Annotated in this window: 28 protein-coding genes and 1 pseudogene; 22 read left to right on the top strand and 7 right to left on the bottom strand. The window is 54.0% G+C overall.

What is annotated here, in order from left to right; all coding sequences use genetic code 11:
* The first annotated feature begins 27 nt into the window (after positions 1 to 27).
* Genes WCX19_RS12095 through rpl18a form a run of 7 tightly spaced genes read left to right on the top strand, consistent with a single transcriptional unit; the run spans position 28 to position 2,886 of the window.
* The gene (locus WCX19_RS12095) at positions 28 to 648 is read left to right on the top strand and encodes a 30S ribosomal protein S19e (RefSeq protein WP_373008470.1); all 621 of its coding nucleotides are present in this window, start codon (positions 28 to 30) and stop codon (positions 646 to 648) included.
* 15 nt (positions 649 to 663) lie between these two features.
* Entirely contained in the window at positions 664 to 993 is a 330-nt protein-coding gene (locus WCX19_RS12090; protein ID WP_373008468.1) for a DNA-binding protein, read from the top strand.
* Positions 993 to 1,586: an alpha hydrolase gene (locus WCX19_RS12085; protein WP_373008466.1), complete on the top strand. Its 594-nt coding sequence runs from the start codon at positions 993 to 995 to the stop codon at positions 1,584 to 1,586. Before WCX19_RS12090 ends, WCX19_RS12085 begins: the two co-directional genes overlap by 1 nt.
* Positions 1,587 to 1,602: 16 nt before the next feature.
* Positions 1,603 to 1,755: a 50S ribosomal protein L39e gene (locus WCX19_RS12080; RefSeq protein ID WP_292425172.1), complete on the top strand. Its 153-nt coding sequence runs from the start codon at positions 1,603 to 1,605 to the stop codon at positions 1,753 to 1,755.
* Between the two features lie 2 nt (positions 1,756 to 1,757).
* The gene (locus tag WCX19_RS12075; protein ID WP_373008464.1) at positions 1,758 to 2,024 is read left to right on the top strand and encodes a 50S ribosomal protein L31e; all 267 of its coding nucleotides are present in this window, start codon (positions 1,758 to 1,760) and stop codon (positions 2,022 to 2,024) included.
* Positions 2,025 to 2,028: 4 nt separating this feature from the next.
* A complete protein-coding gene (locus tag WCX19_RS12070) occupies positions 2,029 to 2,691 on the top strand; it encodes a translation initiation factor IF-6 (RefSeq protein WP_373008462.1) in 663 nt (220 codons plus the stop codon).
* A 6-nt stretch (positions 2,692 to 2,697) separates the two neighbouring features.
* Positions 2,698 to 2,886 carry a 50S ribosomal protein L18Ae gene (gene rpl18a, locus WCX19_RS12065; RefSeq protein ID WP_373008460.1) on the top strand — a complete coding sequence of 63 codons (189 nt, stop codon included), beginning with the start codon at positions 2,698 to 2,700 and terminating at the stop codon, positions 2,884 to 2,886.
* Positions 2,887 to 3,004: 118 nt separating this feature from the next.
* Here rpl18a and WCX19_RS12060 read toward each other — a convergent pair whose 3' ends face one another.
* The gene (locus WCX19_RS12060) at positions 3,005 to 3,988 is read right to left on the bottom strand and encodes a hypothetical protein (RefSeq protein ID WP_373008458.1); all 984 of its coding nucleotides are present in this window, start codon (positions 3,986 to 3,988) and stop codon (positions 3,005 to 3,007) included.
* Between the two features lie 274 nt (positions 3,989 to 4,262).
* Here WCX19_RS12060 and WCX19_RS12055 point away from each other — a divergent pair.
* Positions 4,263 to 4,361: pseudogene (locus WCX19_RS12055) on the top strand (50S ribosomal protein L18a); the annotation flags it as partial.
* Between the two features lie 148 nt (positions 4,362 to 4,509).
* Here the strand turns inward: WCX19_RS12055 and WCX19_RS12050 are convergent.
* Positions 4,510 to 5,424, bottom strand: a complete 915-nt coding sequence (locus WCX19_RS12050; RefSeq protein WP_373008456.1) for a hypothetical protein — start codon at positions 5,422 to 5,424, stop codon at positions 4,510 to 4,512.
* Between the two features lie 30 nt (positions 5,425 to 5,454).
* A complete protein-coding gene (locus WCX19_RS12045) occupies positions 5,455 to 6,927 on the bottom strand; it encodes a hypothetical protein (RefSeq protein ID WP_373008454.1) in 1,473 nt (490 codons plus the stop codon).
* A gap of 274 nt (positions 6,928 to 7,201) precedes the next feature.
* Here WCX19_RS12045 and WCX19_RS12040 point away from each other — a divergent pair, with 274 nt between their 5' ends.
* Complete coding sequence (locus tag WCX19_RS12040; protein ID WP_373008452.1) at positions 7,202 to 7,651, top strand: peptidase domain-containing protein; 450 nt, start codon at positions 7,202 to 7,204, stop codon at positions 7,649 to 7,651.
* A 128-nt stretch (positions 7,652 to 7,779) separates the two neighbouring features.
* Positions 7,780 to 8,472, top strand: coding sequence for a winged helix-turn-helix transcriptional regulator (locus WCX19_RS12035; RefSeq protein ID WP_373008450.1), 693 nt, complete (start codon positions 7,780 to 7,782; stop codon positions 8,470 to 8,472).
* A gap of 31 nt (positions 8,473 to 8,503) precedes the next feature.
* On the opposite strand, the gene WCX19_RS12030 is transcribed toward WCX19_RS12035, so the two are convergent.
* Entirely contained in the window at positions 8,504 to 9,169 is a 666-nt protein-coding gene (locus tag WCX19_RS12030) for a cytochrome c biogenesis CcdA family protein (RefSeq protein ID WP_373008448.1), read from the bottom strand.
* Between the two features lie 626 nt (positions 9,170 to 9,795).
* On the opposite strand from WCX19_RS12030, the gene WCX19_RS12025 reads away from it, so the two are divergent.
* From WCX19_RS12025 to WCX19_RS11975, 11 genes are all read left to right on the top strand, one after another.
* Positions 9,796 to 10,404 (top strand): TMEM175 family protein, encoded by a 609-nt coding sequence (locus WCX19_RS12025; protein WP_373008446.1) that lies wholly within the window; start codon positions 9,796 to 9,798, stop codon positions 10,402 to 10,404.
* 290 nt (positions 10,405 to 10,694) lie between these two features.
* Positions 10,695 to 11,189: a prefoldin subunit alpha gene (gene pfdA, locus WCX19_RS12020; protein WP_373008444.1), complete on the top strand. Its 495-nt coding sequence runs from the start codon at positions 10,695 to 10,697 to the stop codon at positions 11,187 to 11,189.
* A 17-nt stretch (positions 11,190 to 11,206) separates the two neighbouring features.
* Complete coding sequence (gene ftsY / locus WCX19_RS12015) at positions 11,207 to 12,235, top strand: signal recognition particle-docking protein FtsY (RefSeq protein WP_373008442.1); 1,029 nt, start codon at positions 11,207 to 11,209, stop codon at positions 12,233 to 12,235.
* The gene (locus WCX19_RS12010; protein WP_373008440.1) at positions 12,235 to 13,563 is read left to right on the top strand and encodes a signal recognition particle protein Srp54; all 1,329 of its coding nucleotides are present in this window, start codon (positions 12,235 to 12,237) and stop codon (positions 13,561 to 13,563) included. The genes ftsY and WCX19_RS12010 overlap by 1 nt, the downstream gene beginning before the upstream one ends.
* Before the next feature lies 1 nt (position 13,564).
* Positions 13,565 to 14,140 carry a tRNA (pseudouridine(54)-N(1))-methyltransferase TrmY gene (gene trmY, locus WCX19_RS12005; RefSeq protein WP_373008438.1) on the top strand — a complete coding sequence of 192 codons (576 nt, stop codon included), beginning with the start codon at positions 13,565 to 13,567 and terminating at the stop codon, positions 14,138 to 14,140.
* Positions 14,131 to 15,363: a tRNA pseudouridine(54/55) synthase Pus10 gene (locus WCX19_RS12000; RefSeq protein ID WP_373008436.1), complete on the top strand. Its 1,233-nt coding sequence runs from the start codon at positions 14,131 to 14,133 to the stop codon at positions 15,361 to 15,363. Before trmY ends, WCX19_RS12000 begins: the two co-directional genes overlap by 10 nt.
* Before the next feature lie 2 nt (positions 15,364 to 15,365).
* Positions 15,366 to 15,656 (top strand): 50S ribosomal protein L21e, encoded by a 291-nt coding sequence (locus WCX19_RS11995; protein WP_373008434.1) that lies wholly within the window; start codon positions 15,366 to 15,368, stop codon positions 15,654 to 15,656.
* 22 nt (positions 15,657 to 15,678) lie between these two features.
* Positions 15,679 to 16,029, top strand: a complete 351-nt coding sequence (locus tag WCX19_RS11990) for an RNA polymerase Rpb4 family protein (RefSeq protein ID WP_373008432.1) — start codon at positions 15,679 to 15,681, stop codon at positions 16,027 to 16,029.
* Positions 16,030 to 16,039: 10 nt separating this feature from the next.
* A complete protein-coding gene (locus tag WCX19_RS11985) occupies positions 16,040 to 16,603 on the top strand; it encodes a DUF655 domain-containing protein (RefSeq protein ID WP_373008430.1) in 564 nt (187 codons plus the stop codon).
* Positions 16,600 to 17,364, top strand: coding sequence for a 16S rRNA (adenine(1518)-N(6)/adenine(1519)-N(6))-dimethyltransferase RsmA (gene rsmA / locus WCX19_RS11980; RefSeq protein WP_373008428.1), 765 nt, complete (start codon positions 16,600 to 16,602; stop codon positions 17,362 to 17,364). The genes WCX19_RS11985 and rsmA overlap by 4 nt, the downstream gene beginning before the upstream one ends.
* A 290-nt stretch (positions 17,365 to 17,654) precedes the next feature.
* Positions 17,655 to 18,212 (top strand): HemK2/MTQ2 family protein methyltransferase, encoded by a 558-nt coding sequence (locus WCX19_RS11975; protein WP_373008426.1) that lies wholly within the window; start codon positions 17,655 to 17,657, stop codon positions 18,210 to 18,212.
* Here the strand turns inward: WCX19_RS11975 and WCX19_RS11970 are convergent.
* Positions 18,209 to 18,376, bottom strand: coding sequence for a hypothetical protein (locus tag WCX19_RS11970; RefSeq protein WP_373008424.1), 168 nt, complete (start codon positions 18,374 to 18,376; stop codon positions 18,209 to 18,211). The two genes, WCX19_RS11975 and WCX19_RS11970, sit on opposite strands and share 4 nt — an antisense overlap.
* Positions 18,377 to 18,598: 222 nt before the next feature.
* Here WCX19_RS11970 and WCX19_RS11965 point away from each other — a divergent pair, with 222 nt between their 5' ends.
* A complete protein-coding gene (locus WCX19_RS11965; RefSeq protein WP_373008422.1) occupies positions 18,599 to 19,195 on the top strand; it encodes a hypothetical protein in 597 nt (198 codons plus the stop codon).
* Between the two features lie 23 nt (positions 19,196 to 19,218).
* Here WCX19_RS11965 and WCX19_RS11960 read toward each other — a convergent pair whose 3' ends face one another.
* Positions 19,219 to 20,004, bottom strand: coding sequence for an ABC transporter permease (locus tag WCX19_RS11960; protein WP_373008420.1), 786 nt, complete (start codon positions 20,002 to 20,004; stop codon positions 19,219 to 19,221).
* Positions 20,001 to 20,909, bottom strand: a complete 909-nt coding sequence (locus WCX19_RS11955) for an ABC transporter ATP-binding protein (protein ID WP_373008418.1) — start codon at positions 20,907 to 20,909, stop codon at positions 20,001 to 20,003. The genes WCX19_RS11960 and WCX19_RS11955 overlap by 4 nt, the downstream gene beginning before the upstream one ends.
* Positions 20,910 to 20,988 lie beyond the last annotated feature (79 nt).

Here is a 20,988-nt window from a genome sequence, read left to right as displayed (position 1 = left end):
TAATTTTAAAAACAGTGAGGACTATTCATGACGACCGTATATGATGTCCCGGCCGACCACCTCATCAGGAAGGTTGCCGAGGAGCTCAAGAAGCGGCAGGAGATCAAGCCGCCGGCATGGGCTGCCTTTGCCAAGACCGGGGTACATAAGGAGATGCCTCCCGAAGACCCCGACTGGTGGTTTATCCGGGCAGCAGCAGTGCTGAGACGCGTCTATGTCGACGGCCCCCTGGGTGTCGAACGGATGCGGAGTTTCTATGGTGGGAACAAGAACCGCGGCTCAAGACCGAATGCTTTCCGGAAGGGCAGCGGCTCGATTCTCCGTAAAGCCCTCCAGCAGCTTGAAGCTGCAGGGCTGATCATCCACGACAAGACCGGCCGCAGGGTTTCCCCTGCCGGTATGGCGTATCTTGACAGCGTGGCAAAAGACGTGCTTACCAACCCGCCGGCGCCAGTCCCGAAGAGGGTAAAGCCGGTTGCCGAAGAGCCAAAGAAGGCTGAATCCGGCAAGAAGGGCGGCAAGGCGCCAAAGGGCGAGAAGGCCGAAAAGTCCGACGATGCGAAGGGCGAGAAGAAGCCTGCCGCAAAGAAGGGCGAAGGCAAGAAGGCCGAAGGCAAGAAAGCTGACGGCAAGAAGCCCGAAGCATAAATCAGGTGAGATTCCATGGGAGACGACGAGTTAAGTGAGATCCGGAAAAGGAGGATGGCACAACTCCAGCAGCAGGCAGGCCAGCAGCAGGAGGAACTCGAACAACAGCAGCGTCTCAAACAGCAGATGCAGATGATAATGATGCAGGTTCTCGAGCCCGACGCCCGGGAACGCCTCAATACCATCAAACTGACCAAGCCGGAATTTGCCGGCGCCGTGGAACAACAGCTTGTGGCGCTCGCCCAGAGCGGACGTCTCAAGCAGAAGATCACCGATGCACAGTTTAAAGAAGTGCTCCGGCAGCTTGCGCCGGTAAAACGGGATTACTCGATCACCAGAAAGTGATGAAAGCAGGAGTGCTTTACAGCGGCGGGAAGGATAGTTCCCTTGCAGCGATCATGCTGGGTACGTATTACGTGGTTGAACTCAACACGTTTGTGTTCGACCCCGCCCGCTTAATCCCGACAATAGAAAATGCCGCGCAGGCGCTGGGGTTTCCTTTGAGAAAACGGGTTTTTCCCCAGGGTATGGCAGAAGAGATGGCAGACATGGTAATTTCATGCGGGTATCCAAACGACGCGATCAACCGCATCCACCAGACTGCCATCGAGACCCTTGCCGGTGAGTATAAGGTCGTCGGCGACGGAACCCGGTTTGACGACCGGGTTCCGATGCTCACCAGGGCGCAGGTGCAGAGCATCTGCGGCCGGACCGGGAGCACGTATGTGCGCCCGCTCCTCGGCTACATGAGATCCGAAGTCGACCGGCTGGCGGACCGGTTCCTCCTCGTAAACTACGGGGAGACCGGGACGATCCCAAACGGCGATTACGAATCCGAGATCAGGGCGGCGATCCGTGCCCGCGGAGTTGATCCCGCCGCCCTGTTCCCCGCACACCACGAACAGTCTCTTGTGGTGGGAAGAAAGATGAGCAATTAACATCTAGGTGAAGAACATGAGCAAGCTCAGCAAAGGAAGAAAGATCCGGCTGGCAAAGGCATGCGACCAGAACCGGCGCGTGCCCCAGTGGGTCATGATCAGGACGAAAAGGGCGGTTGTCTCGCACCCGAAGCGACGCAACTGGCGCAGAAGCACTCTTAAGGTGTGATCATGGCAGAACCGATGCAGGAACACATCTATATCATCCCGCTGCGGGATGCACGCAGGATGCCCCGGTGGAAGCGGGCGAACGGCGCGATCAAGGATATTCGCAAGTACCTCGCGAAGCACATGAAGACCGAGGATGTCAAGCTTGACAAGACCATCAACGAGAAGGTGTGGAGCCGGGGAAGCGGGAAGCCGCCATCCAAGATCCGGGTCCGCGCCATGAAACTGGAAGACGGGCAGGTCCAGGCAGAACTGGCCCCGGAATCGTAGGCGTATGGAACGGACAACATCATTTGCCGGGGACCCCAATGTCGGGGTTTTTGCCCGGGTTGCAGGCGATATCGCGGTGATCCCGCCCGAGGCGACCCCAGAGTTCAAGGACGCGCTGAAAGCGGCGCTTTCCGTGGAACTGGTTGAGACGACCATCCAGGGCAGTTCGATCATCGGGTCGCTTGTCGCAGGGAACAGCCGGGGCCTCGTGGTCTCGTGTCTGGCCACCGACGAAGAGCTTGCGGTCTTAAAAAAGCACCGGAAGGTCATGCTGCTCTCTGATACGATGAACGCGGCGGGGAACGTGATCATGGCAAACGATACGTTTGCCGTGGTGCACCCGGATCTTCCCGCAGATGTCGCAGCGGCAATCGGGGAGTTCTTGGGTGTTGCTGTGATCCACCTGACGCTCGGGGGCGTGCGGACGGTCGGTATGGCCGGAGCCGCCTCGAACAAAGGTGTGATTGTGCACCCGAATGCGACCGCGCAGCAGATTGCGCAGATCGAAGCGGTGGCAAAGGTGCCGGTCGGTACCGGCACGATCAATATGGGCAGCGGCCTTATCGGTACCGGCCTTCTCGTGAACGACACGGGCTATATTGCCGGCAACGCGACGAGCGGGTTCGAACTCGGCAGGGTCGAGGACGTATTTGGATTTCTGGAGTGAGTAATTATGGCAGAACAGAAGTATGAAGTAAAAGGAACCTTTCTGATGGGCGAAGACTGGGTGCCCTACACGAAAGTGATCGCGGCGCCAAACGAGAAGCAGGCTGAGGAACGCACGTTTGCGGTTTTTGGCAGCAAGCACAATTTAAAGAGACGCTACATCAAGATCTCCGGTGTCTCACCGGTTAAAGAGTAAATTCTTTTTCTTTTCCGGGAGCCCGGTGCAGGTCACCGGGGGAACCGGCTATTGTCGGGAACCTTTGGATTTGGTAACCCCCTACACTGATAATTACCTGTATCGTGTTAGGATCTCCTTATGTATCATCAGCAAATTCCCGACATGCAAGAAGCAGGATGAACGGGAGGATAAGGATCCAGTAATGCAGGTACTGGCGGATGAGCAAAGTCCCTGATAAAACGAGCGCAAAAAGAAAAATTGTCCATTCAAACGGCGATCGTAAACCCCGCCGGATAATGCTTGCGGCGGCAAACAGCACAATGGGAAGGACAATGAAAATGCTCGCAACCAGGTACAGAGCAAACGAAAACATGCTGCTGGCCCAGAAGCCGGGGATACCCTCAATGACCTGGCCGCTCGCATACGCCGGGGCAATGCCGAATGTCCAGTACAGTGCGCTCATCGTTGCGGCGTTACCGTACACTGCAAGAACAACTACAAATGACGACAGGCCGGTGACTATCGCGGGTAGGATAAGATGATGATAGCGCCGATCCCCGCTGGCCCACATCAGGTACAGCAATGGGATCAGCCCGAGGATGGCATACTGTTTGAATCCAAATGCAAGGCCAAGACAGATCCCCGCGTATACAAACCGGTTATTTCTTGCTGCGATAAACGACAGGAGGAGAAACAAGATGGCAAACTGCTCGCTGAAGAGGAAGTACCCCTGCACAAAAGCAGCGATCACGAGCCAGAGAAGCCCCGCTGTGTATCCCGAAATAAACCCGTAATCCTTTTTCCCGATATAATACACAAGCAGGGCGCAGAGGATGTTTATCAGCGTGATGACCGGAAGGTCCATTGCGCCGGGTGGTTGTACAATGTCCATGGCAGAAACAGCAAAAAAGAGCAGCGGCGGTTTTGGATCGATATAGCTGATGTACGGTGTGAAACCGTTGATGATGATCCGGGCCATCTCGTGGAACCGGTCTGCATCGACCCCGGCCCACGCCCCGGTATTTACCGCATGCATTGCGCATGCAATGACGATGGCAATAATGCCGTAGGTGAAGATTACTGCGCAAAATTTCAGGTAGGTAAGCCGGTTGATTGTCATAATATGCTGAACTTAACCAAAATTATCGATCGTTTTCATACTTTCATTACCTCTGCACATGTGGATAGCATCCGCTCGAAAGGGAACTCCCCAGTACCCAGAAAGAGCGGCTGTTACCAGGGCGGGGAGAGGTGTGGATGTGATACCATGATATCTCCCCGCTGGCGGGGCTGTTTTGATAACATCCCCGGTTGTTGGTTTCCGGTCAGTACATAAACGATTTCTCGTTCAAAGCTTGACATGTAGGGATTAACCGAGCGCAGCGCCCAACGCCAAACAGGTGGAAGAGCGGACGTTTGCGGTTATCGGCAGCAAGCACAAGCTTGCCCGCCGCTACATCAAGATCTCCGGTGTCTCACCGGTTAAAGAGTAAATTCTTTTTCTTTTCCGGGAGCCCGGTGGAAGTGCACCGGGGGAACCATGAAGTTTTGGCATGTTTGGTGTTCTCATACGAAGGAATGTTTACCTATCCCAAATATTGAACAAGGACAGATATTTTCAATTTGCAAAAAAGATCCGCATTATTCACTACCACTCCTCCGTTGCATTTCTACCGATTCAAAGATCCCCCTCATTTTATCCCGGTTCTCCCAGGAACATGGCTCTGTCAGATTGATCCCTGCCACTTGGGCATCTTCCTGAATAGTGCGATAATACTCATTGCATGTCTCCCATTCTGCGATTTTCTTGGCAGTTGCCTGTGAAGTGGAATTAACCGATACCGCACAGCTTCCCTGATCCCGCAAGATTCCATTATCAAGGTACATTGTTCGTGTTTCGTTCGATTGAGGGGGGACAAGGTCCAATTTAATAATCTGGCCCCAGCAGGATGAAGCAAGGAATTTTACCGATACAATATCGGATCCCGAGGCATTCGTGTTATAGAACTCTTGTGCTCTCTGTAACATAATTCGATCTGATGTATCATCTGACATACCAAGCTCTGCTCGCGTGCAGCAATAGCCCATGAGTTTACTCGCAGGAACGAACTGGAGTGTGTTTTTAAAACCACGGACACCTGCATAAAATTTGTAGTACTTGGGGTTTTCTCCGGAATCGTCATAGACAATAATCGGGTCGGGATAGAGAGTAACCCCTGTGAAGTTTGTCCCGGCAAGACCTCGTGACGTAGTATACATGAGCCGGGCAAGTTCAACCTCCGCATACATTCTGGCAACGTTAAGCGGGACGCGATACTGCATATCTTGTTCTGACACATTTTCCAGTAATGCGAGTTGTTCTTCTTGATCTTCAAAGAACACTTCCGATACATTGGTATGGATGGTCCTTTCTGTATCGGAAATATTTTCTTTTACCTGTTGAAAGGGAAGTGTTTTTGCCGGGAATATGTTTGTCATCACAAAAAATCCTATTAAGAGACTTAACAGAATAACTGCTGAAATGAGAACTGTTTTTTTCGTTTCCCGTGGCATCATGGTCACCAAAAAATGAAGTTAGATTAATTGTCAGGATTTCCCAATATACACATTGTAGTTCGAGGATGTGAATACCTCATAGGTTAACTGGCCCTGTGAAGCGATTCTCGTATCAGAGAAATACACTGTCGGCTGGGACCCTGTTGTGTCATATCCATAACAGGCTCTTGCGTGACCTGCCGGTACAGTCCCAAAAGGCGTTGAGATATCGACCTGTGTCCCGATTTTCAGGGGATCGCCATTGTTGATTTGCCCTTGAATGTATGTCAGAGTTGGTGCATAGGGCTCATAGAGAAATGCGCTCATACCGAGACCATTAGATGACCAGGGATCCTGATAATAATATTGTTCAACCCATGGATTGGGTGGAGCTGAGGTTCCCTGCGCACCCATCTTTGTTGCAATCTCCTGAAGTGTCCTTGTTCGGGGCAGGGTCTGACCATTGTCCATCTGTCTTCCGATAAGATAATAGTAGGTTGTTATCGTCTGGGCTGTACCCACTTTGCACCAGTCGTATCCATATCCTTGAAAAGTCGTCGGGAAGACTCCATTTCGCAGTAAAATGCGTTGTCCTGTTGTACGTTTTCCTGTCATAAGTGCCGAAGCAACCAACTCGTTCTTTTTTTCTGAGTTTTCAATAGTGTTTTCTTTTTTTTCTGAAGATATTGAATACTGTACATTTATCGAATCAATTTTTTTATTGATCGCGTTAATACGATCATTCTCCTTTTTCCATGATTCGATGTTTGTGATCTTCTCTTTCGGAGATATTGAACCATATTGAGATCGGGAATTATTGGCATATGTTGACTCGGAATTAACTTTTGTCGTGTCTGAAGATTCGAGAATTCGGTAGTTCGGATAGTTGTTTGGATCTACCACAAAAGTAACGGTATTATTGGTTTTTTCATTTATTGCTTCGATTGCCAATCCCGTTGATGGATAGTCATAGAGTACTAGTTTTTCAGATGCAATTTTTGAATTATTAAACGATGTAGAAATAATTTCTTCGGCACGTGATTGCATATCTGGAATATTCAGATCCTCTGAAGTTGTTGTACTTACTGATTGAACAGGGGATCCAAGTACTTTGCTTGCTGCAATGTTGATCTCACCAATTATTTTTCCATTGGACTGAACCCGGAATTTATAGAACAGCATCTTCCCGTTTGTATCATATACGATGAATGGATTCTGATTCAGGGTTGATCCGCTCCAGTTTACTCCGTCTCCGAATTTTTTCAGGTGCACTACCTCTTCCAGTTCCTCGATTGCTTGGTTGCGTGCAACTGCAAGGGGTACATAATTTTTCTCAATGATATCCTGACTTGCTGTTCCAAGTGCGACATTTGCATCAATGGTTTTTTCAGGTTGTGTGATTGAATTTATCTGACTGGTTAGTAAAGGATTTTTTATTTGTGATGTTGCATTCACCATCGGTACCATAACCATCGCCGCCAGCAGGAATGCCAGCAGCAGGACTCCTAATTTCATCGTTTTCATACTTTCATTACCTCTGCACATGTGGATAGCATCCGCTCGAAAGGAAACTCCCCAGTATCCAGAAAGAACGGCTGTTACCAGGGCGGGGAGAGGTGTGGATGTGATACCATGATGTCTCCCCGCTGGCGGGGGTGTTTTGATAACATCCCCGATTGTTGATTTTTGGTCAGCACATAAACAATTTCTCACTCAAAGCTTGACGTTTTTAAAAATGCGTAAAGCGTTGAACGACAAAAGGCAATAACCGACATTTCGGACACTTCCGCGTGATACCATGAAGGTACACGGGATAGTGTTTTTGATCGTGATCGGTGCACTGTTGTTTGCACCGGCAGTATCGGCAAAGATTGTTGAAACAAAAGACGGATATGTGGTTACTACCGTTGATACCGCATCCCGTCTGCCCTCTGTGATTCCAATGAGTTCTGCCTCGATTTCACAGGGACAGACACAGAGATATTCTTCGTATATTTCTGGTGGGAAATCCGCTTTTACCGTTGACCTCAATTGGGGAGTACCCTCGAATTCTCTTTCCCTGACCCTCAATGCACCGGACACCGCGCTGGGGCCGTACTACGATGCAGCTGACGGGAGGACAGATGGCCGGGTTAACCTGCGGATTTCAAATTCCGGGGGTCTTACCTCCGGGACCTGGTGGTCGCACGTCTATGGGTACCAGGTAACCGGTTCACAGGCGTATACATACACGGGAACGGTGAGTTAACCAAAAACAGGAGATTTCATGTTATTGTAATGCAATCTCTTGGTATGGTGAAGTGCAGAGGTCTGAAACCTGCTCTTTTCCTTATCCTTTATTTTTGTATTTTTCTCGTTCCCGTAGTCTCAGCGGAGATGGGGGGATATACCGTTGAACCGGCACCTCAGGGAGTCGATGCAGGAACCCCTGTGGACATGGTACCGGTTCCTTTCGGACAGCTTCCGCCCCGGGAAATGGCTACGGATATTGCCCTTACCATATCGCCGCTGCTGCTTTTTCCCGTTGAGTTATTTTTTCTCCTCAAGGTTTTTGCGTTTCTCGGGTACAGGAAAATATTCCGGGGCAATGTCCTGGCGCATAGCGACAGTAATTCCGTATACCTGTGCATCAGGGAGAATCCCGGCATCTATTTTATGGAGATATCCCACAAGACTCATATAAAGCCGGGAACACTCCGCTATCACCTGGGTATCCTGGAAATTATGGGTAAAATATCCCTGTTGCAGACTCAGGGTCACAGCCGGTATTTTGAGAATTCGGGGAAATTTCCCGTTCTGGAGCAGAAAATTATCCGGTATCTCCGGAACGAGACCGAGCGCTCCATATTTACCTGCCTCCTTACGAATCCCGAAACAACAAGGAAGGATCTTGAAAACCGTCTGGGGATATCGGGGGCGGCAGTATCGTGGCATATGAACCGTTTGCGTGAAGAGGGAGTTCTGACTATAAATAAAACCGGGCGGAATGCACGGTATGAACTATCTCCGGAAGTTCGCCGATATCTTGAAAAATATTGTCTGAATTCTCCTGAAGCGATCGCGGCCTGATCCTTACGCGCTCTTAAATTTCGGTCCCCCCTCACCCAAACGCCAGGTACAGGAAGTACACCCCGATTGCGATGATGGCGATCCCGATCACCCGGTCGGCAAGCTCGCCGCTGACGTTCGCCTTTTCCTTGATCTTCTTCCCGACCGCCCCACCGGCCGAGCTGATGACGATGAGCGGGATGCTCATCCCTATCGCGTAGACAAGGATGGTGAAGACTCCCTGCACCGCGGTCTGGGAGAGGGCGATGTAGGTGAGGACAACGATGAGCATGGGCGCTCCCCGCCCGATGGTGATCGCCCCGAACGAGAGGCCGAGGAGGAATGCACCGGTGACGGTGTAGGAGACCGGGGCTCGCAGGCGCGAGAAGATGCTTTTTATGGGCGGTTTGTAGATGTGGAGGAGCTGGAGGCCCATGAGGATGAGGAGGATACCGCCGAGAGACCATGCAATGGTGCTGTTCAAAAAGAGGAGGTATTTTCCGAGGAATCCTGCAACCACGCCAAGAGGCAGGAGGACAAGGATAGTACCGGCACAGAACGCGAGGGTGAGTTTGAGGATATTTGAGATGGAGAGCTGCGTGTTTCCGCTGGTAAGATACCCGATAAGTCCGAGGCAGAGGACGCTGTTGCAGGGACAGATCCCGGCAATCAGGCCGAAAATGAAGATCCCAAGAAGGGATGGGTCGAAAACGGCCATTTATGGATAGTTATTGCTGGTGGGGCAAAAAGATTTGGACCCGGGATGGGACCCCGATCCGGTGGTCGCGATCTGTTACGCGGTTTCGCGTGTTCACACCATTCCCAGGGGTCCGGATTCCCGCGTACGACCGGATGGGGGAGGGGGTACCCCCCTGTTGGGCCGGCACAAGGGGGGGAGGGTGCCCCCCACATTGAATGAAAGAAGGGGAGGGGGGTGGGGGTACCCCTCTCCTCCCCAATTGCGATCCGGGCATGTTTACTTGCAAGTGGTTTTGTGGCATTTCGCATGGAATTACGACGGAATTACAAATATGATGAGATTACCATTTTTGGTAAGGGGTGTTGTTTCGGGCCGGATGGGGGAGGGGGTACCCCCCTGTTGGGCCGGCACAAGGGGGGGAGGGTGATCCCCACTTTGAATAAAAGAGGGGGAGGGGGCAGGGGATCACCCCCCTCCCCACCTTTTGCGATCCGGGGCCGGTTTTGTGAAGGTGTCTGGGTGGGATTTCGTGTGGTGTCACAACAGGTTTGGCAGGGTACCATCAGGGCCCGGACTTTTTCTGCCCCTTCATAAATTACAATACCCTAAACCGCCAATCTTTCACTATCAGGAGACAACCGGCCATGGATCCGATCAGTAAGGTCAATCTCGAACGCATCACGAACGGCATTTACGCGTTCACGATGACCCTTATGATCAGGAACGTCCAGACACCAATCCCGGGGACGATCACAAACGACATCTCCCTTGAAACATACATCGGGACGACCACCTTGTCGGTCGTCGATTTTATCGGCGCGTTTATTATCCTCGGTATGTTCTGGCTCTTTTATTTCCAGATATTCCACCGGATGAAGACGGTCGATTCCACGTTCATCTACCTCCATTTCCTCTCCCTGATGTTTGTCGTCTTCATGCCCTTCACCCAGAGTTTTGCAACACAAAGTGAAACGGTTTCTTCAGCCAATCTTCCGTTCCAGATCAACTACCTCATCCTCTCGATCCTGCTTTTGTGGGCGTGGCACCATGCACGATCACACCCGGCCCTGCTCGAACCGGAACTCACCGGGAAAGAGGCATCATTCCTCGCAAAAAAGTTCCTCGTCCCCCTTGGTGTGGCAATCCTCGGAATTATCCTGCTCATCGCGGGCGCCGGGTACATCGATCTTTTCTACCTGCTCCCGTTCGTTATCCTCTGGCTCTTTTTCCGCAACCCTCCGCAGGAAGCCTAGCGGGAGAAGGCCGTGTCCGGCGTCATTTTTCCCGCACGGCCAATCCTCGTTCGGAAAATGCGTAATCTCAGCGGCTATCCCCGGTGCCCGGAGGAACCAGCTGATAAGCGGTATTGAAGCATTCCGGCCGGCAGCGTGTGTCCCTAAAACAATCTGGAGCGGGAAAATCCGGCCAGGGAGACCGCACAGGAGGCCGGAGGAACACCCCACAATGATGTATTTATGCTCCCTGGGGACAAACATATCAGAAAGAGCCAGTTACCCGCACTAGTAAAGGGGAGGCAGAAATCTTGGCAGCATCACAACCCATGGACCAGCGTGAATTTGAAACACTCCAGTACTACCTCAAGGAATACGGACAGCAGGCAGAGGTCTTTGCCGGCCAGCTTGAACTTATGGAGAACGGGCGCATGGAAGCACTCGCCGCGATCGAGGCGCTTGAAGCGCTTGTGGCGACAGATGATGGCACTGTGCTCCTCCAGATCGGCGGCGGGGCAAGCCTCCGGGCGAAGATCCTCGAACCCGAAAAAGTGCTCCTCAATATCGGTTCCGACGTGATCGTGGAAAAGACAAACCCGGATGCAGTCGGGTATCTCAAAGACCGGATTACCGAAATGGAAGCCTCGCAGAAGAAAGTCACCGAGGCACTGGAGAAACTCCAAAGCCAGATGAACGAGATCGCAAAAAGGCTCGAGCAGGGCTATTCTCAGGCATCAGCGGCAGAAAGCCATGCCGGCCATGCTCACAACCATTCGCATGACGACGAAGAGAATGACGAAGAATAACCGGGGAACTCTCATACATGTTTTCGGGTCTTAAGGAACGTCTGCAGGCCGTACGGAACCGGCTCGGCGGCAGCATCGGGGCTGTAGCGGAAGCTGCTCCTCCGGCGCCCGCCGAACAGGCCGCCCCGTCCACACCTGCAACCCCGCAAAAGAGCCCAACGCTTGCCGACAAGGTCAAGATCCTCATCATCGACCGCGAACTGGTCGTCTCGGCAAAGGATATTGCCGAGGCACTTGACGAACTCGAGATGACGCTTCTCGAAAGCGACGTTGCCCTGCCGGTCACCGACGCGATCATTGCCAATGTCCGGACCAGTCTTGTCGGGAAACACCGTAAGATCGGGGAGTCTGTCGATGCCCTTGTTGTCGGGGCCCTCAAATCAGCCCTGTTAAATGTCCTTGGGAAGGGCTTTGACCTTCCCGCTTATATCCGGGCTCACGAGCGGCCGGTCAAAATCCTCTTTACCGGGGTAAACGGGACCGGCAAGACCACGACCGTCGCAAAGATTGGCGCGTATCTCAAGAAGCAGGGATTCTCAGTCGTGATCGGGGCCGGCGACACCTTCCGGGCCGGGGCCATCGAACAGATCGGGGTGCACGCCGAACGGCTTGGTATCAAGATCATCGAGCACCAGACCGGCGCTGATCCCTCTGCGGTGCTCTTTGACACCGTGCAGTATGCCGTCTCCCACAAGACCGACGTTGTGCTTGCGGATACCGCCGGTCGGTTCCACACGAAGGCGAACCTCATGAGCCAGCTCGACAAGATCCGGCGCGTGATGAAACCTGACCTCATCGTCTACGTGGACGAAGCAGTTGCCGGTAACGATGCAGTCGTACGGGCAGCGGAGTTTGACAGGACAGTCGGGGCTGATGCGATCGTGCTCACCAAGGTCGACATGGACTCCCGGGGCGGGGCGGCGATTTCGATCGCCCACACCATTGGAAAACCGTTGCTCTTTTTGGGTACCGGGCAGGAATATGAGGATATCGTACCCTTCGATCCCGATGCGGTTGTCGAGGAACTTCTTGGGTGTGGTGCCTGATGATGGATACTCTCTCCTCCTCGCTTAAGGACGCCCTCAAAAAGCTCGCCGGCAAAGCCGTTGTCGACCGGGCTGCTGTTGACGAACTGGTTAAAAATCTCCAGCGGGCGCTTCTCTCGGCAGATGTCAATGTCAAGCTCGTCATGGAACTCTCGAAGGCGATCCGTACACGATCGCTTGATGAGGAACTGCCGAAGAACACCAATGTCCGCGAGCACGTTCTCCGCATTGTCTATCAGGAGCTCGTCCGGCTCGTCTATGCCACGGCAGACGTAAAACTTGAGCCACAGGTTATCCTGATGGCAGGGCTCCAGGGGAGCGGCAAAACCACGACAACGGCAAAGATCGCCCGCTATTTCCAGAAAAAAGGCATGAAAGTGGGGGTAATCTGTGCGGACACCTTCCGACCCGGCGCCTACGATCAGCTCTCGACTCTCTGTGCGAAGATTAACGTCCCCTGTTTTGGCGACCCGAAGGCTACCGATGCAAGGAAACTCGTTCGGGAAGGGCTGGTCGCAATAAAAGATCTCGAAGTAATCATAGTCGATACGCAGGGGCGCCACGCACTGGAGCCGGACCTTATCCAGGAGATTATCGACCTCAACGTGATCACGAAGGCCAACCACCGCTGGCTCGTGATCGACGCCGCACTTGGCCAGCAGGCAAGCGAGCAGGCGCGCCGGTTCCACGAAGCGATCGGGATCGATGGCGTGATCATCACCAAGATGGACGGCACCGCAAAAGGCGGCGGTGCACTCTCTGCCGTTGCCGAGACCAAAAGCGGGATCGTCTTTATCGGGGCGGGAGAGACTATCGAGAACCTCGATCGTTTCGATGCCAACGGCTTTATCTCCCAGCTCCTTGGGATGGGTGATATCCAAGCCCTTGCAGAGAAAGTCCAGGAAGCCCAGATGGCAAGCGAAGTTGACATGGAAGCGATGATGAAGGGTCACTTCACCCTCCGCGACATGTACAAGCAGCTCGAAGCCTTGAACAAGATGGGCCCCTTAAAGCAGATCATGAACATGCTCCCTATAGGGAACATGCAGCTCCCCGAGGGAGTCTATGATGTCACAAGCACCAAGATGGTTCGGTACCGGATCCTCATGGACTCGATGACGCCAAAAGAGCTTGACGATCCCGGACTTATCAACAGCTCCCGGATGCAGCGGATCGCCCGGGGCGCCGGGGGCACTCCTGAAGAAGTGCGGGAACTCTTAAAATACTACAAGATGATGCACAAGACCCTTAAAGGTCTCAAGGGCATGGGAAGCGGCGGGAAGTTTAACATGCAGCGCTTGATGAAGCGCTTCTCGGGAATGCAGTAACATGGCCTCGTTTGCTATTGTCGGGCACCTTGCCCGTACTGACGGGGACTTTTCGTTAAACGATCTTCCCGGGGCAGGGCGCATGGATGTGCTCTGCCGGTGCGTGAACGCGTCGCTCTTCCTCTCGCACGACCTGCGCCGGGACGTGGAATGTTATCTTGTCCTCCTTGGCGGGCCAAAAGCAGCCAAGACCCTGCTTTTCAAGGGAAACGAGATCCGGTCGCTTTCGCCCGATGAACGGAGCGCCGGGGCGCTTATCAAAAAAGGGCTTGGTATTCCCTGCGGAAGCGAGTTTCGCGAAGCCGCGCCGGGCGTGTTTGTACGAAACGGCGGGCTTGAACGTCTTATGACGGAGCACCCGTTTGCCGTGATGGACGAGAAGGGCACCGATATCCGCACGGTGCCGGTAATGCCATCTGCATTCCTGCTCTCCGATCACCAGAACTTTTCGGATGCCGAAGAGACCCTCGTAAAGGAAGCACCCCGGTATTCGGTGGGGCCGGTCTGCCTGCATGCAGACCATACGATTACGGTCATCTCAAACGAGATCGACCGGAGGAACAACGGATGGAAATAAACGAACAGGTCGAAAAGATCCTCGCATACGGGGACTGCTGCGATCACTGCCTGGGACGGTTCTTTGGCAAGCGCTCGCATGGGCTTTCGGACGATGAACGCGGTCGGGGCCTCCGTATTGCACGGGCCCTGGCCTTAAACCAGCCGTACGAGCGTTTCTCGGGCACCTGCTGGATCTGCGGGAACTTCTTTGATTCTGTCCCGGAATGGGCAGGAAAAGTGGTCAGTGCGATGGAAGGGCACGAGTACGCCACCTTCCTTGTCGGCTGCCGGGTTCCCCCGCTTATCGCGGAGAACGAGGAGATGGTCTGGAGCGATCTCTCCCTTGGCGAACCCGAGCCGTTCAAATCCGAGGTGAACCGTGAGGTGGGAAAAGCGGTATCAGCCATTACGGGAAAGGTCGTGAACTTTAAACAGCCCGATATCACCGCCCTGATTGACCCGGCATCCGGTACGGTGGATATCCGGATTAACTCCCTGTTCTTTTACGGGAGATACCAGAAATTTGAGCGCGGTATCCCGCAAACCCACTGGAACTGCCGGGCCTGCAAGGGGGCCGGCTGCGAGAAGTGCAACTATACCGGCAAGCAGTACCTGGACTCGGTGGAGGAGCTGATTGGCCGGCCGGTCATTGAACTCTTTGATGCCGAGGATGCGGTGCTGCACGGGGCCGGCAGGGAGGATATCGACGCCCGCTGCGTGGGCACCGGGAGGCCGTTTATCCTTGAAGTTGTCGCTCCCCGGAAGCGCACGCAGGATCTTGCCACCGTTGAAGCGGAGATCAACCGGACCGCAGACGGACGGGTTTCGGTTGCCCTTACGCACTGGAGCGACCGTGCGGATGTGGAAACTCTTAAATCAAGTAAAGCGCATAAAAAATACAGGATCCTGGTTGAGGTTGAAGGGCAAGTATCTGCGGGAGAACTCGCAAATGCCCTGAAAACCTTAAAGGGCGTCACAATACAGCAGCGCACGCCCGTACGGGTCGCCCACCGGAGAGCTGATAAGATCCGGGAGCGTAAAGTCCTGGATGTTGAGTATGTGGGGGAGCAGGACGGAAAGTTCGTCCTTGAAGTCCTGGGCGAAGCCGGCCTCTACATTAAGGAACTCATATCCGGTGATCAGGGTAGGACCATCCCGAGTCTTGCCGAGATCCTGCAACGATCGGCGCACGTCACCAGTCTTGATGTCGTGCAAGTAGAAGGACCAAAGGAGGGAGATTAACAATGGCACACCATAATGGACCCAGAAAGAAAACACGGTATAAATTCAAGAAAGATTTAAGACAGCGCGGTCTGCCGCCGGTCACCTCCGTCATCCAGAAGTTTGAGGTCGGCGACAAGGTTCACATCGTTGTGAACTCAAGCATCCAGAAAGGCATGCCGCACCGCCGTTTCCACGGGCTTACGGGCACCGTGATCGGTAAACGCGGCCGTGCATGGATGCTTTCCATTCGTGATGGCAATGCGGAAAAGACGGTCATTTCACGACCGCAACATCTAAAAGCACAAAAGTAAACTCATTTGTCAGGTGATTGGCATGAAAGTGAAGGGTATTCTTAGCGAAGAAAAGGTTACGCTCCCTGAACTCCGCGCGGTTCTTTTGGGCGTGGAATCAGAGAGGATCGCTGCCGAGAAGGAGATGTCCTATGAGTTCAGGCGGTGTATGGAACATGCCAATCAGCTTGCAAAGACCACACCCGAGAAATCGAAAGAACTCGTGGATAAACTTCTCAAGCTCGAGAAGATGAAGCCGGAGATTGCCTACCGCATCGCAAATATTATGCCGAAGAGCCGGGACGAAGTGCGGGCAATCTTTGCAAAAGAGCGGTATACGCTCGATCCGGCAGAGATCGATTCTATTATCGACTTAGTTATGGCGCACTTCTGAGGTGCTCATCATGAAAGTCGAGAAAAAAGAGGTCAACGCGATCGTACTGGATGTGCTCATGAAAGGGCATGTTGACGATCCGCGCCCCCAGTTTAAGCGTGAACCTGTTGTCCAGGCGATGGGCTTAGAGCAGTTCAAGTTACTCGAACTGATCCCCAAATCCGGTATCGTCATCAACCTCCATGACAAGGTTTACATCGGCGATTCCGAGCGGGACAAGATCGAGCGCGTGAAGCGCCGGATCAGTTACGACGAGCTGACCCCGACAGCAAAAGGTGAACTGCCCTTTATGATCGAGCAGGTCGTGACCGAGCGTCAGCAGGATTTTGTAACGTTCTTTAACAAGGCGATCTCGATCACCCCGAAGCTCCACATGCTGCACCTGCTGCCCGGTATCGGGAAGAAACTGATGTGGGAAGTGCTTGAGTCGCGGAACAAGAAGCCGTTTGAGAGTTTCGCTGATATCTCCACCCGGATCAAGTCGATCCCCCACCCGGAGAAGATGATCCAGGCCCGGATCATGGAAGAACTGCAGGACAAGGACGTCAAGTATCATCTCTTCACAACGAAATGAAAGCCCATCACGACCAGCATTTTCTTATCGACAAGAACGCGATAAAACGGATCGCGGATCTTGAAGACGTGAAGGGAAAGACTGTTCTTGAGGTCGGGCCGGGGAACGGGGCGCTGACCCGGGCCCTGCTCGACCGCGGTGCCATTGTCCATGCCGTGGAACTTGACGGTCTGCTCTGCGAAGAACTTGCGGCACAGTTCTCTTTAGAGATCCAGAACGGGACCCTTACGGTGACTCACGGGGATGCGACCCGATGCGATCTTCCACCTTTCGAGATGGTGGTCTCCAATCTCCCGTACTCGGTTTCATCGAAGATTACCTTCCGGCTCCTCGATATCGGATTTTCGGTAGCGGTGCTGATGTTCCAGCAGGAGTTTGCCGAACGTATGATCGCCCCGGCAGGCACAAAGGACTGTGGCCGGCTTTCGATCATGGTGCAGACCTATGCGGCAGTGCAGCGGTGCTTCACCCTCCCGCCTACCTGTTTCTCGCCAAAGCCGCAGGTAAACTCGATGGTCGTGAAGATCTTCCCCCGCCCTCCGATCTTCGGTGTCAACGACAAGAAAAGGTATGCGGATGTCGTGCGGGCGCTCTTTACCCACCGGCGAAAGACGGTGAGAAACGGCCTCCGCGGATCTTCGGGGATGCTCGACCACGAATGGGCAATGCGTGTTATTGATGCCCTGCCGGGCGAGATTCTCCAGAGCCGGCCGGAAGAGCTGTACCTGGAAGATTTCTCGACGATTGCGAATTTTGAGTAATCGTTCTTCTCCCCGTTTTTCCTGTTTTTGTTTTACCGTTCGTAACCCGGTGCTCTCTTTCCGTCACTTTTAGGCCGAGCGCCCTTTGCGGCAGGTTTCATTTCCTTTCGATATCTTCTTTTCTCGGATATACCTGGTCAGGGTGACGGAATCTCAGGAAAATCCCCGTTTTCCTCGTATAAATCCCCGGTGAGTTTATGACAGCCCGGGGTAGAGTAAAAACTGCCACGACGGCTGCCCCTGCGTTTGGGCGATCCCTTTTCATCCCTCCCGTTCCACTCTGTTTTGTCATGCCCTACGATCCTGCGCAGGTCTACCAGCCCGAGGCCGATACGTTCCTGCTCCTCCTGGCAGCAAAAGCAGAAGTAAAGCCCGGCGACCGGGTGCTCGAAGTCGGGACCGGCTCCGGGCGTATCGCGGCAGCGCTCGTGCAGGACTGCGATGTCGTGGCAACCGATATCAACCCCCACGCGGTCTTCTGTGCACGGGAAAAAGGGCTGGACGTGGTGCGAAGCGATCTCTGCTCCGGCCTCCGTGGTACGTTCGACCTCGTTATCTTCAATCCCCCGTATCTCCCGACACAGCCGGAGGAGCGGATCAATGACTGGCTGGAATATGCGCTGGACGGCGGCGTCACCGGGCGGGTGGTAATCGGGCGGTTTGCCGATGCAGTCAGCGGGGTGCTTGCCCCAAAAGGGCGGATCCTGCTCCTTGTATCCTCACTGACCGGGCTTTCCGAGGTTCAAGCGTTGTTTACCGGTCACGGTTTTACTGCCGAGGTGGCCCGGCAGCAGACCGTGGAGGACGAGGAGCTCTACGTGCTCCGGATCGCCCCAAAACAGGATTAACTTTTCAGCCAGAGGATAAGCACGATAAGATTGGTGACAAGAATAAGACCGATGAGCGATATGCCCGTAAAGAACCCGTTGCAGTCCTTAAGAAGGAATGCCGCCCAGAGCAGCCCGGTGCAGGATATCAGGTAGAAAAAGATCAACTGGCGGAGATTCTTCATAAATTCCTCCCATACGATGGGACGGGTTTTGTTGTAACCGTTTTCATTTTGTATTCGATCCCGCATTCATGCCGGTTTCTGCGCTGTGGAGTGTCCGGCTCCTCCCCCCGGGTGTCCGGTCCCTGCAAGCGTTAAAAATTATTTAAAGAATAACCGGCAATATCTGGAGCAGTTTTTCATCAATCCGTTTCCCGTTTTACCCATTTGCCAGCAGGTAATCCCATGGATATAACCACCAACGACGATATCAGGCACCGTTTGCACCGCTACGACAGGGCCGTGCAGGAGACCCGCGATCACACCTTTGAACGCAGCAGTTTCGGGCGGTACCGGGCCGGAGCACCGTATTTTGAACAGTATCCCCTGCGGGAAGCTCTTACCCATTTCAAGGGAGATGTTGCACTCACGGGAACGCTCGCCGAGTACAAACGCATCACCCGCGAACTGGAAGCCGTGGAACGCGCGGGTGGCCGGGCCTGCCGGGAAGAACTCTTCCGCGATCTCTGTGCATATACGGAAGCGTACCGGACGATGCTCTGCTACCACGAGATGGGCATGGATTGTCCCGAAGAGTTCACCGATCTCCGGATCAGGGATATGATCGGTATCCTTCTCCTGGAACTCAAAAAGGATTTTTCCCTGGCCGGTATCGAACAGGAGGTTTCCCTCCTTGATGAGGCGCGCCGGAACATCTGCGAGGCTGAACGTGCGGTGCAGCCGGCGCAGGCACGGTCAGAAAGATCGACCGGGACATCAGATCCCTCATGGCAGCAGTACCCCTTTTCCCGCCAGCAGAAAGAACGGGCCGGGTTCCGGTAACTTTTTTTTAAACCCCAGAAATATCACACGATCAGTCTGCGTCGCATCAGGTTGATCGAGATCACGCAGAAGATCACGGTAGCGGCAAGTATCCAGATAAGGTTTAGGGCGAGCAGGGAGCCTGCCGAGGGGAGTGTTGCCATCCGCATGAGTGCGACAAGGTGGGTGAGCGGGAAGATGGCAAGGGCGACGTACTGGATGACCAGAGGGAGGACGGAGAGGGGAAAGAAGGTGCCCGAGAAGAGCATCATGGGCGTGATGAACAGGAACGAGGGGTAGTTGAGCGTGTCGATGCTCGGTGTGATTGAGGTAATACACATCGCGAGGCCGGCAAACATGAGCCCGGCGAGAAACGCGAGGGGAATGGCAAGGAGCGAGAAGGGCAGCGAGATGACCCCGAATGCGACAAGCACCGGAAGCATGATCGTGACCGAGATCACGCTCCGGGTCGCGCCCCAGAGAAGTTCTCCTGCGATCACATCCTCGATGGAGAGCGGGGTCGCGATGATCGCATCGAAACTCTTCTGGTAATACATCCGCACGTAGGAACCGTACGTGCACTCGAAGAACGCGGAGTTCATGACCGTTATGGCAAGGATTGCCGGCGCAATGTAGGTGATGTACGGCACGCCGTCAATTGCACCTACGTAGGTCCCGATCCCAAGGCCGATGGCCGTGAGGTAGAGGAGGGCCTCGATAAACGGCGGGAAGAAGTTCACTTTCCAGGTCTTCAGGAAGACATCGAGGTTGCGCCGCCAGACCTTTATTGCACGCCTGCTGACCCGGGGAAGGGAAAAGATGGATGTCATTCTCTCAGGTTCCTCCCGGTCAGTTTCAGGAAAACATCTTCCAGTGTCGCTGGCCGGGTGCTCACCCTGCTTGTTTTGCACCGGTCGAGCAAAGTCTTTGCCAGTTCCCGGGATGCACCTGTCGCCACCTGGACCTGGTCGCCAATGGTTTCGTAGGGTATGCCCATCTCCGTAAGGCAGGCGATCACGTCAGGAGTGTTGTCCATCTCCACGATCTCGCTTCCCACCTGGTCCCGGACAAGATCGGCGGGTTTTCCCTCGACAAGGAACGTACCGTTGTCCATGATCACGAGCCGGTCGCAGAGCCGTGCCGCTTCGTCGAGATAATGGGTGGTGAGCACGATGGTGTTCCCTTGTGCCTGGAGGAGCCGGAGGCGCTCCCAGATCAGGTGGCGTGCCTGCGGGTCGAGGCCTATGGTCGGTTCGTCCAGGATAAGAAGATCCGGGTTGTTGATGAGCGCCCGGGCAAGGATGAGCCGCCGCTTCATGCCCCCCGAGAGCTTGTCTATGGACACATCGCGCTTCTCGGTGAGTGCCACAAACGCGAGCAGGTTCTCTGTTCTTTTTTCAGCCTCGGCTGCGGGGATGTCGAAGTACCGGGCATAGGTGAGCAGGTTTCCCGCACACGTGAAGTCCGGGTCGAGGTTACTCTCCTGCGGGACGACACCGATCCGTTGCTTGATCTCGGCCGGGTTCTTGTCGGGATCCATGCCGAACACTTTAAGCGTTCCCGAGGTGCGGGGCGAGACGCATGCGATCATCCGCATGGTGGTGGTCTTCCCGGCACCGTTTGGCCCGAGGAACCCGAAGATCTCGCCTTTTTTCACCGAGAACCGGACGTGGCTGACGGCAGCCGTGCCGCCGTAGGTTTTTGTCAGTTCGTCAGCTTCGATGATACCGGGCACCGGCTCTCCTCCGTATCCCTCAGTAGAGCATGCAGCTATAAAATTCCCCTGATAGGACAAACGGGTGGCCGGGCCGGTG

Origin of the sequence: Methanoregula sp. (assembly GCF_041663825.1) — an archaeon.
Lineage (GTDB): Archaea > Halobacteriota > Methanomicrobia > Methanomicrobiales > Methanospirillaceae > Methanoregula.
Note: the sequence above shows the minus strand (reverse complement) of the source record. Positions and strands in the feature narration are given on the sequence as shown.

What these genes read in the sequence shown, in the direction of transcription:
- WCX19_RS12095 (WP_373008470.1), top strand. Translation starts at nt 28, where the DNA reads ATGACGACCGTATATGATGTCCCGGCCGACCACCTCATCAGGAAGGTT.
- WCX19_RS12090 (WP_373008468.1), top strand. Translation starts at nt 664, where the DNA reads ATGGGAGACGACGAGTTAAGTGAGATCCGGAAAAGGAGGATGGCACAA.
- WCX19_RS12085 (WP_373008466.1), top strand. Translation starts at nt 993, where the DNA reads ATGAAAGCAGGAGTGCTTTACAGCGGCGGGAAGGATAGTTCCCTTGCA.
- WCX19_RS12080 (WP_292425172.1), top strand. Translation starts at nt 1,603, where the DNA reads ATGAGCAAGCTCAGCAAAGGAAGAAAGATCCGGCTGGCAAAGGCATGC.
- WCX19_RS12075 (WP_373008464.1), top strand. Translation starts at nt 1,758, where the DNA reads ATGGCAGAACCGATGCAGGAACACATCTATATCATCCCGCTGCGGGAT.
- WCX19_RS12070 (WP_373008462.1), top strand. Translation starts at nt 2,029, where the DNA reads ATGGAACGGACAACATCATTTGCCGGGGACCCCAATGTCGGGGTTTTT.
- rpl18a (WP_373008460.1), top strand. Translation starts at nt 2,698, where the DNA reads ATGGCAGAACAGAAGTATGAAGTAAAAGGAACCTTTCTGATGGGCGAA.
- WCX19_RS12060 (WP_373008458.1), bottom strand. Translation starts at nt 3,988, where the DNA reads ATGACAATCAACCGGCTTACCTACCTGAAATTTTGCGCAGTAATCTTC.
- WCX19_RS12050 (WP_373008456.1), bottom strand. Translation starts at nt 5,424, where the DNA reads ATGATGCCACGGGAAACGAAAAAAACAGTTCTCATTTCAGCAGTTATT.
- WCX19_RS12045 (WP_373008454.1), bottom strand. Translation starts at nt 6,927, where the DNA reads ATGAAAACGATGAAATTAGGAGTCCTGCTGCTGGCATTCCTGCTGGCG.
- WCX19_RS12040 (WP_373008452.1), top strand. Translation starts at nt 7,202, where the DNA reads ATGAAGGTACACGGGATAGTGTTTTTGATCGTGATCGGTGCACTGTTG.
- WCX19_RS12035 (WP_373008450.1), top strand. Translation starts at nt 7,780, where the DNA reads ATGGGGGGATATACCGTTGAACCGGCACCTCAGGGAGTCGATGCAGGA.
- WCX19_RS12030 (WP_373008448.1), bottom strand. Translation starts at nt 9,169, where the DNA reads ATGGCCGTTTTCGACCCATCCCTTCTTGGGATCTTCATTTTCGGCCTG.
- WCX19_RS12025 (WP_373008446.1), top strand. Translation starts at nt 9,796, where the DNA reads ATGGATCCGATCAGTAAGGTCAATCTCGAACGCATCACGAACGGCATT.
- ftsY (WP_373008442.1), top strand. Translation starts at nt 11,207, where the DNA reads ATGTTTTCGGGTCTTAAGGAACGTCTGCAGGCCGTACGGAACCGGCTC.
- WCX19_RS12010 (WP_373008440.1), top strand. Translation starts at nt 12,235, where the DNA reads ATGATGGATACTCTCTCCTCCTCGCTTAAGGACGCCCTCAAAAAGCTC.
- trmY (WP_373008438.1), top strand. Translation starts at nt 13,565, where the DNA reads ATGGCCTCGTTTGCTATTGTCGGGCACCTTGCCCGTACTGACGGGGAC.
- WCX19_RS12000 (WP_373008436.1), top strand. Translation starts at nt 14,131, where the DNA reads ATGGAAATAAACGAACAGGTCGAAAAGATCCTCGCATACGGGGACTGC.
- WCX19_RS11995 (WP_373008434.1), top strand. Translation starts at nt 15,366, where the DNA reads ATGGCACACCATAATGGACCCAGAAAGAAAACACGGTATAAATTCAAG.
- WCX19_RS11990 (WP_373008432.1), top strand. Translation starts at nt 15,679, where the DNA reads ATGAAAGTGAAGGGTATTCTTAGCGAAGAAAAGGTTACGCTCCCTGAA.
- WCX19_RS11985 (WP_373008430.1), top strand. Translation starts at nt 16,040, where the DNA reads ATGAAAGTCGAGAAAAAAGAGGTCAACGCGATCGTACTGGATGTGCTC.
- rsmA (WP_373008428.1), top strand. Translation starts at nt 16,600, where the DNA reads ATGAAAGCCCATCACGACCAGCATTTTCTTATCGACAAGAACGCGATA.
- WCX19_RS11975 (WP_373008426.1), top strand. Translation starts at nt 17,655, where the DNA reads ATGCCCTACGATCCTGCGCAGGTCTACCAGCCCGAGGCCGATACGTTC.
- WCX19_RS11970 (WP_373008424.1), bottom strand. Translation starts at nt 18,376, where the DNA reads ATGAAGAATCTCCGCCAGTTGATCTTTTTCTACCTGATATCCTGCACC.
- WCX19_RS11965 (WP_373008422.1), top strand. Translation starts at nt 18,599, where the DNA reads ATGGATATAACCACCAACGACGATATCAGGCACCGTTTGCACCGCTAC.
- WCX19_RS11960 (WP_373008420.1), bottom strand. Translation starts at nt 20,004, where the DNA reads ATGACATCCATCTTTTCCCTTCCCCGGGTCAGCAGGCGTGCAATAAAG.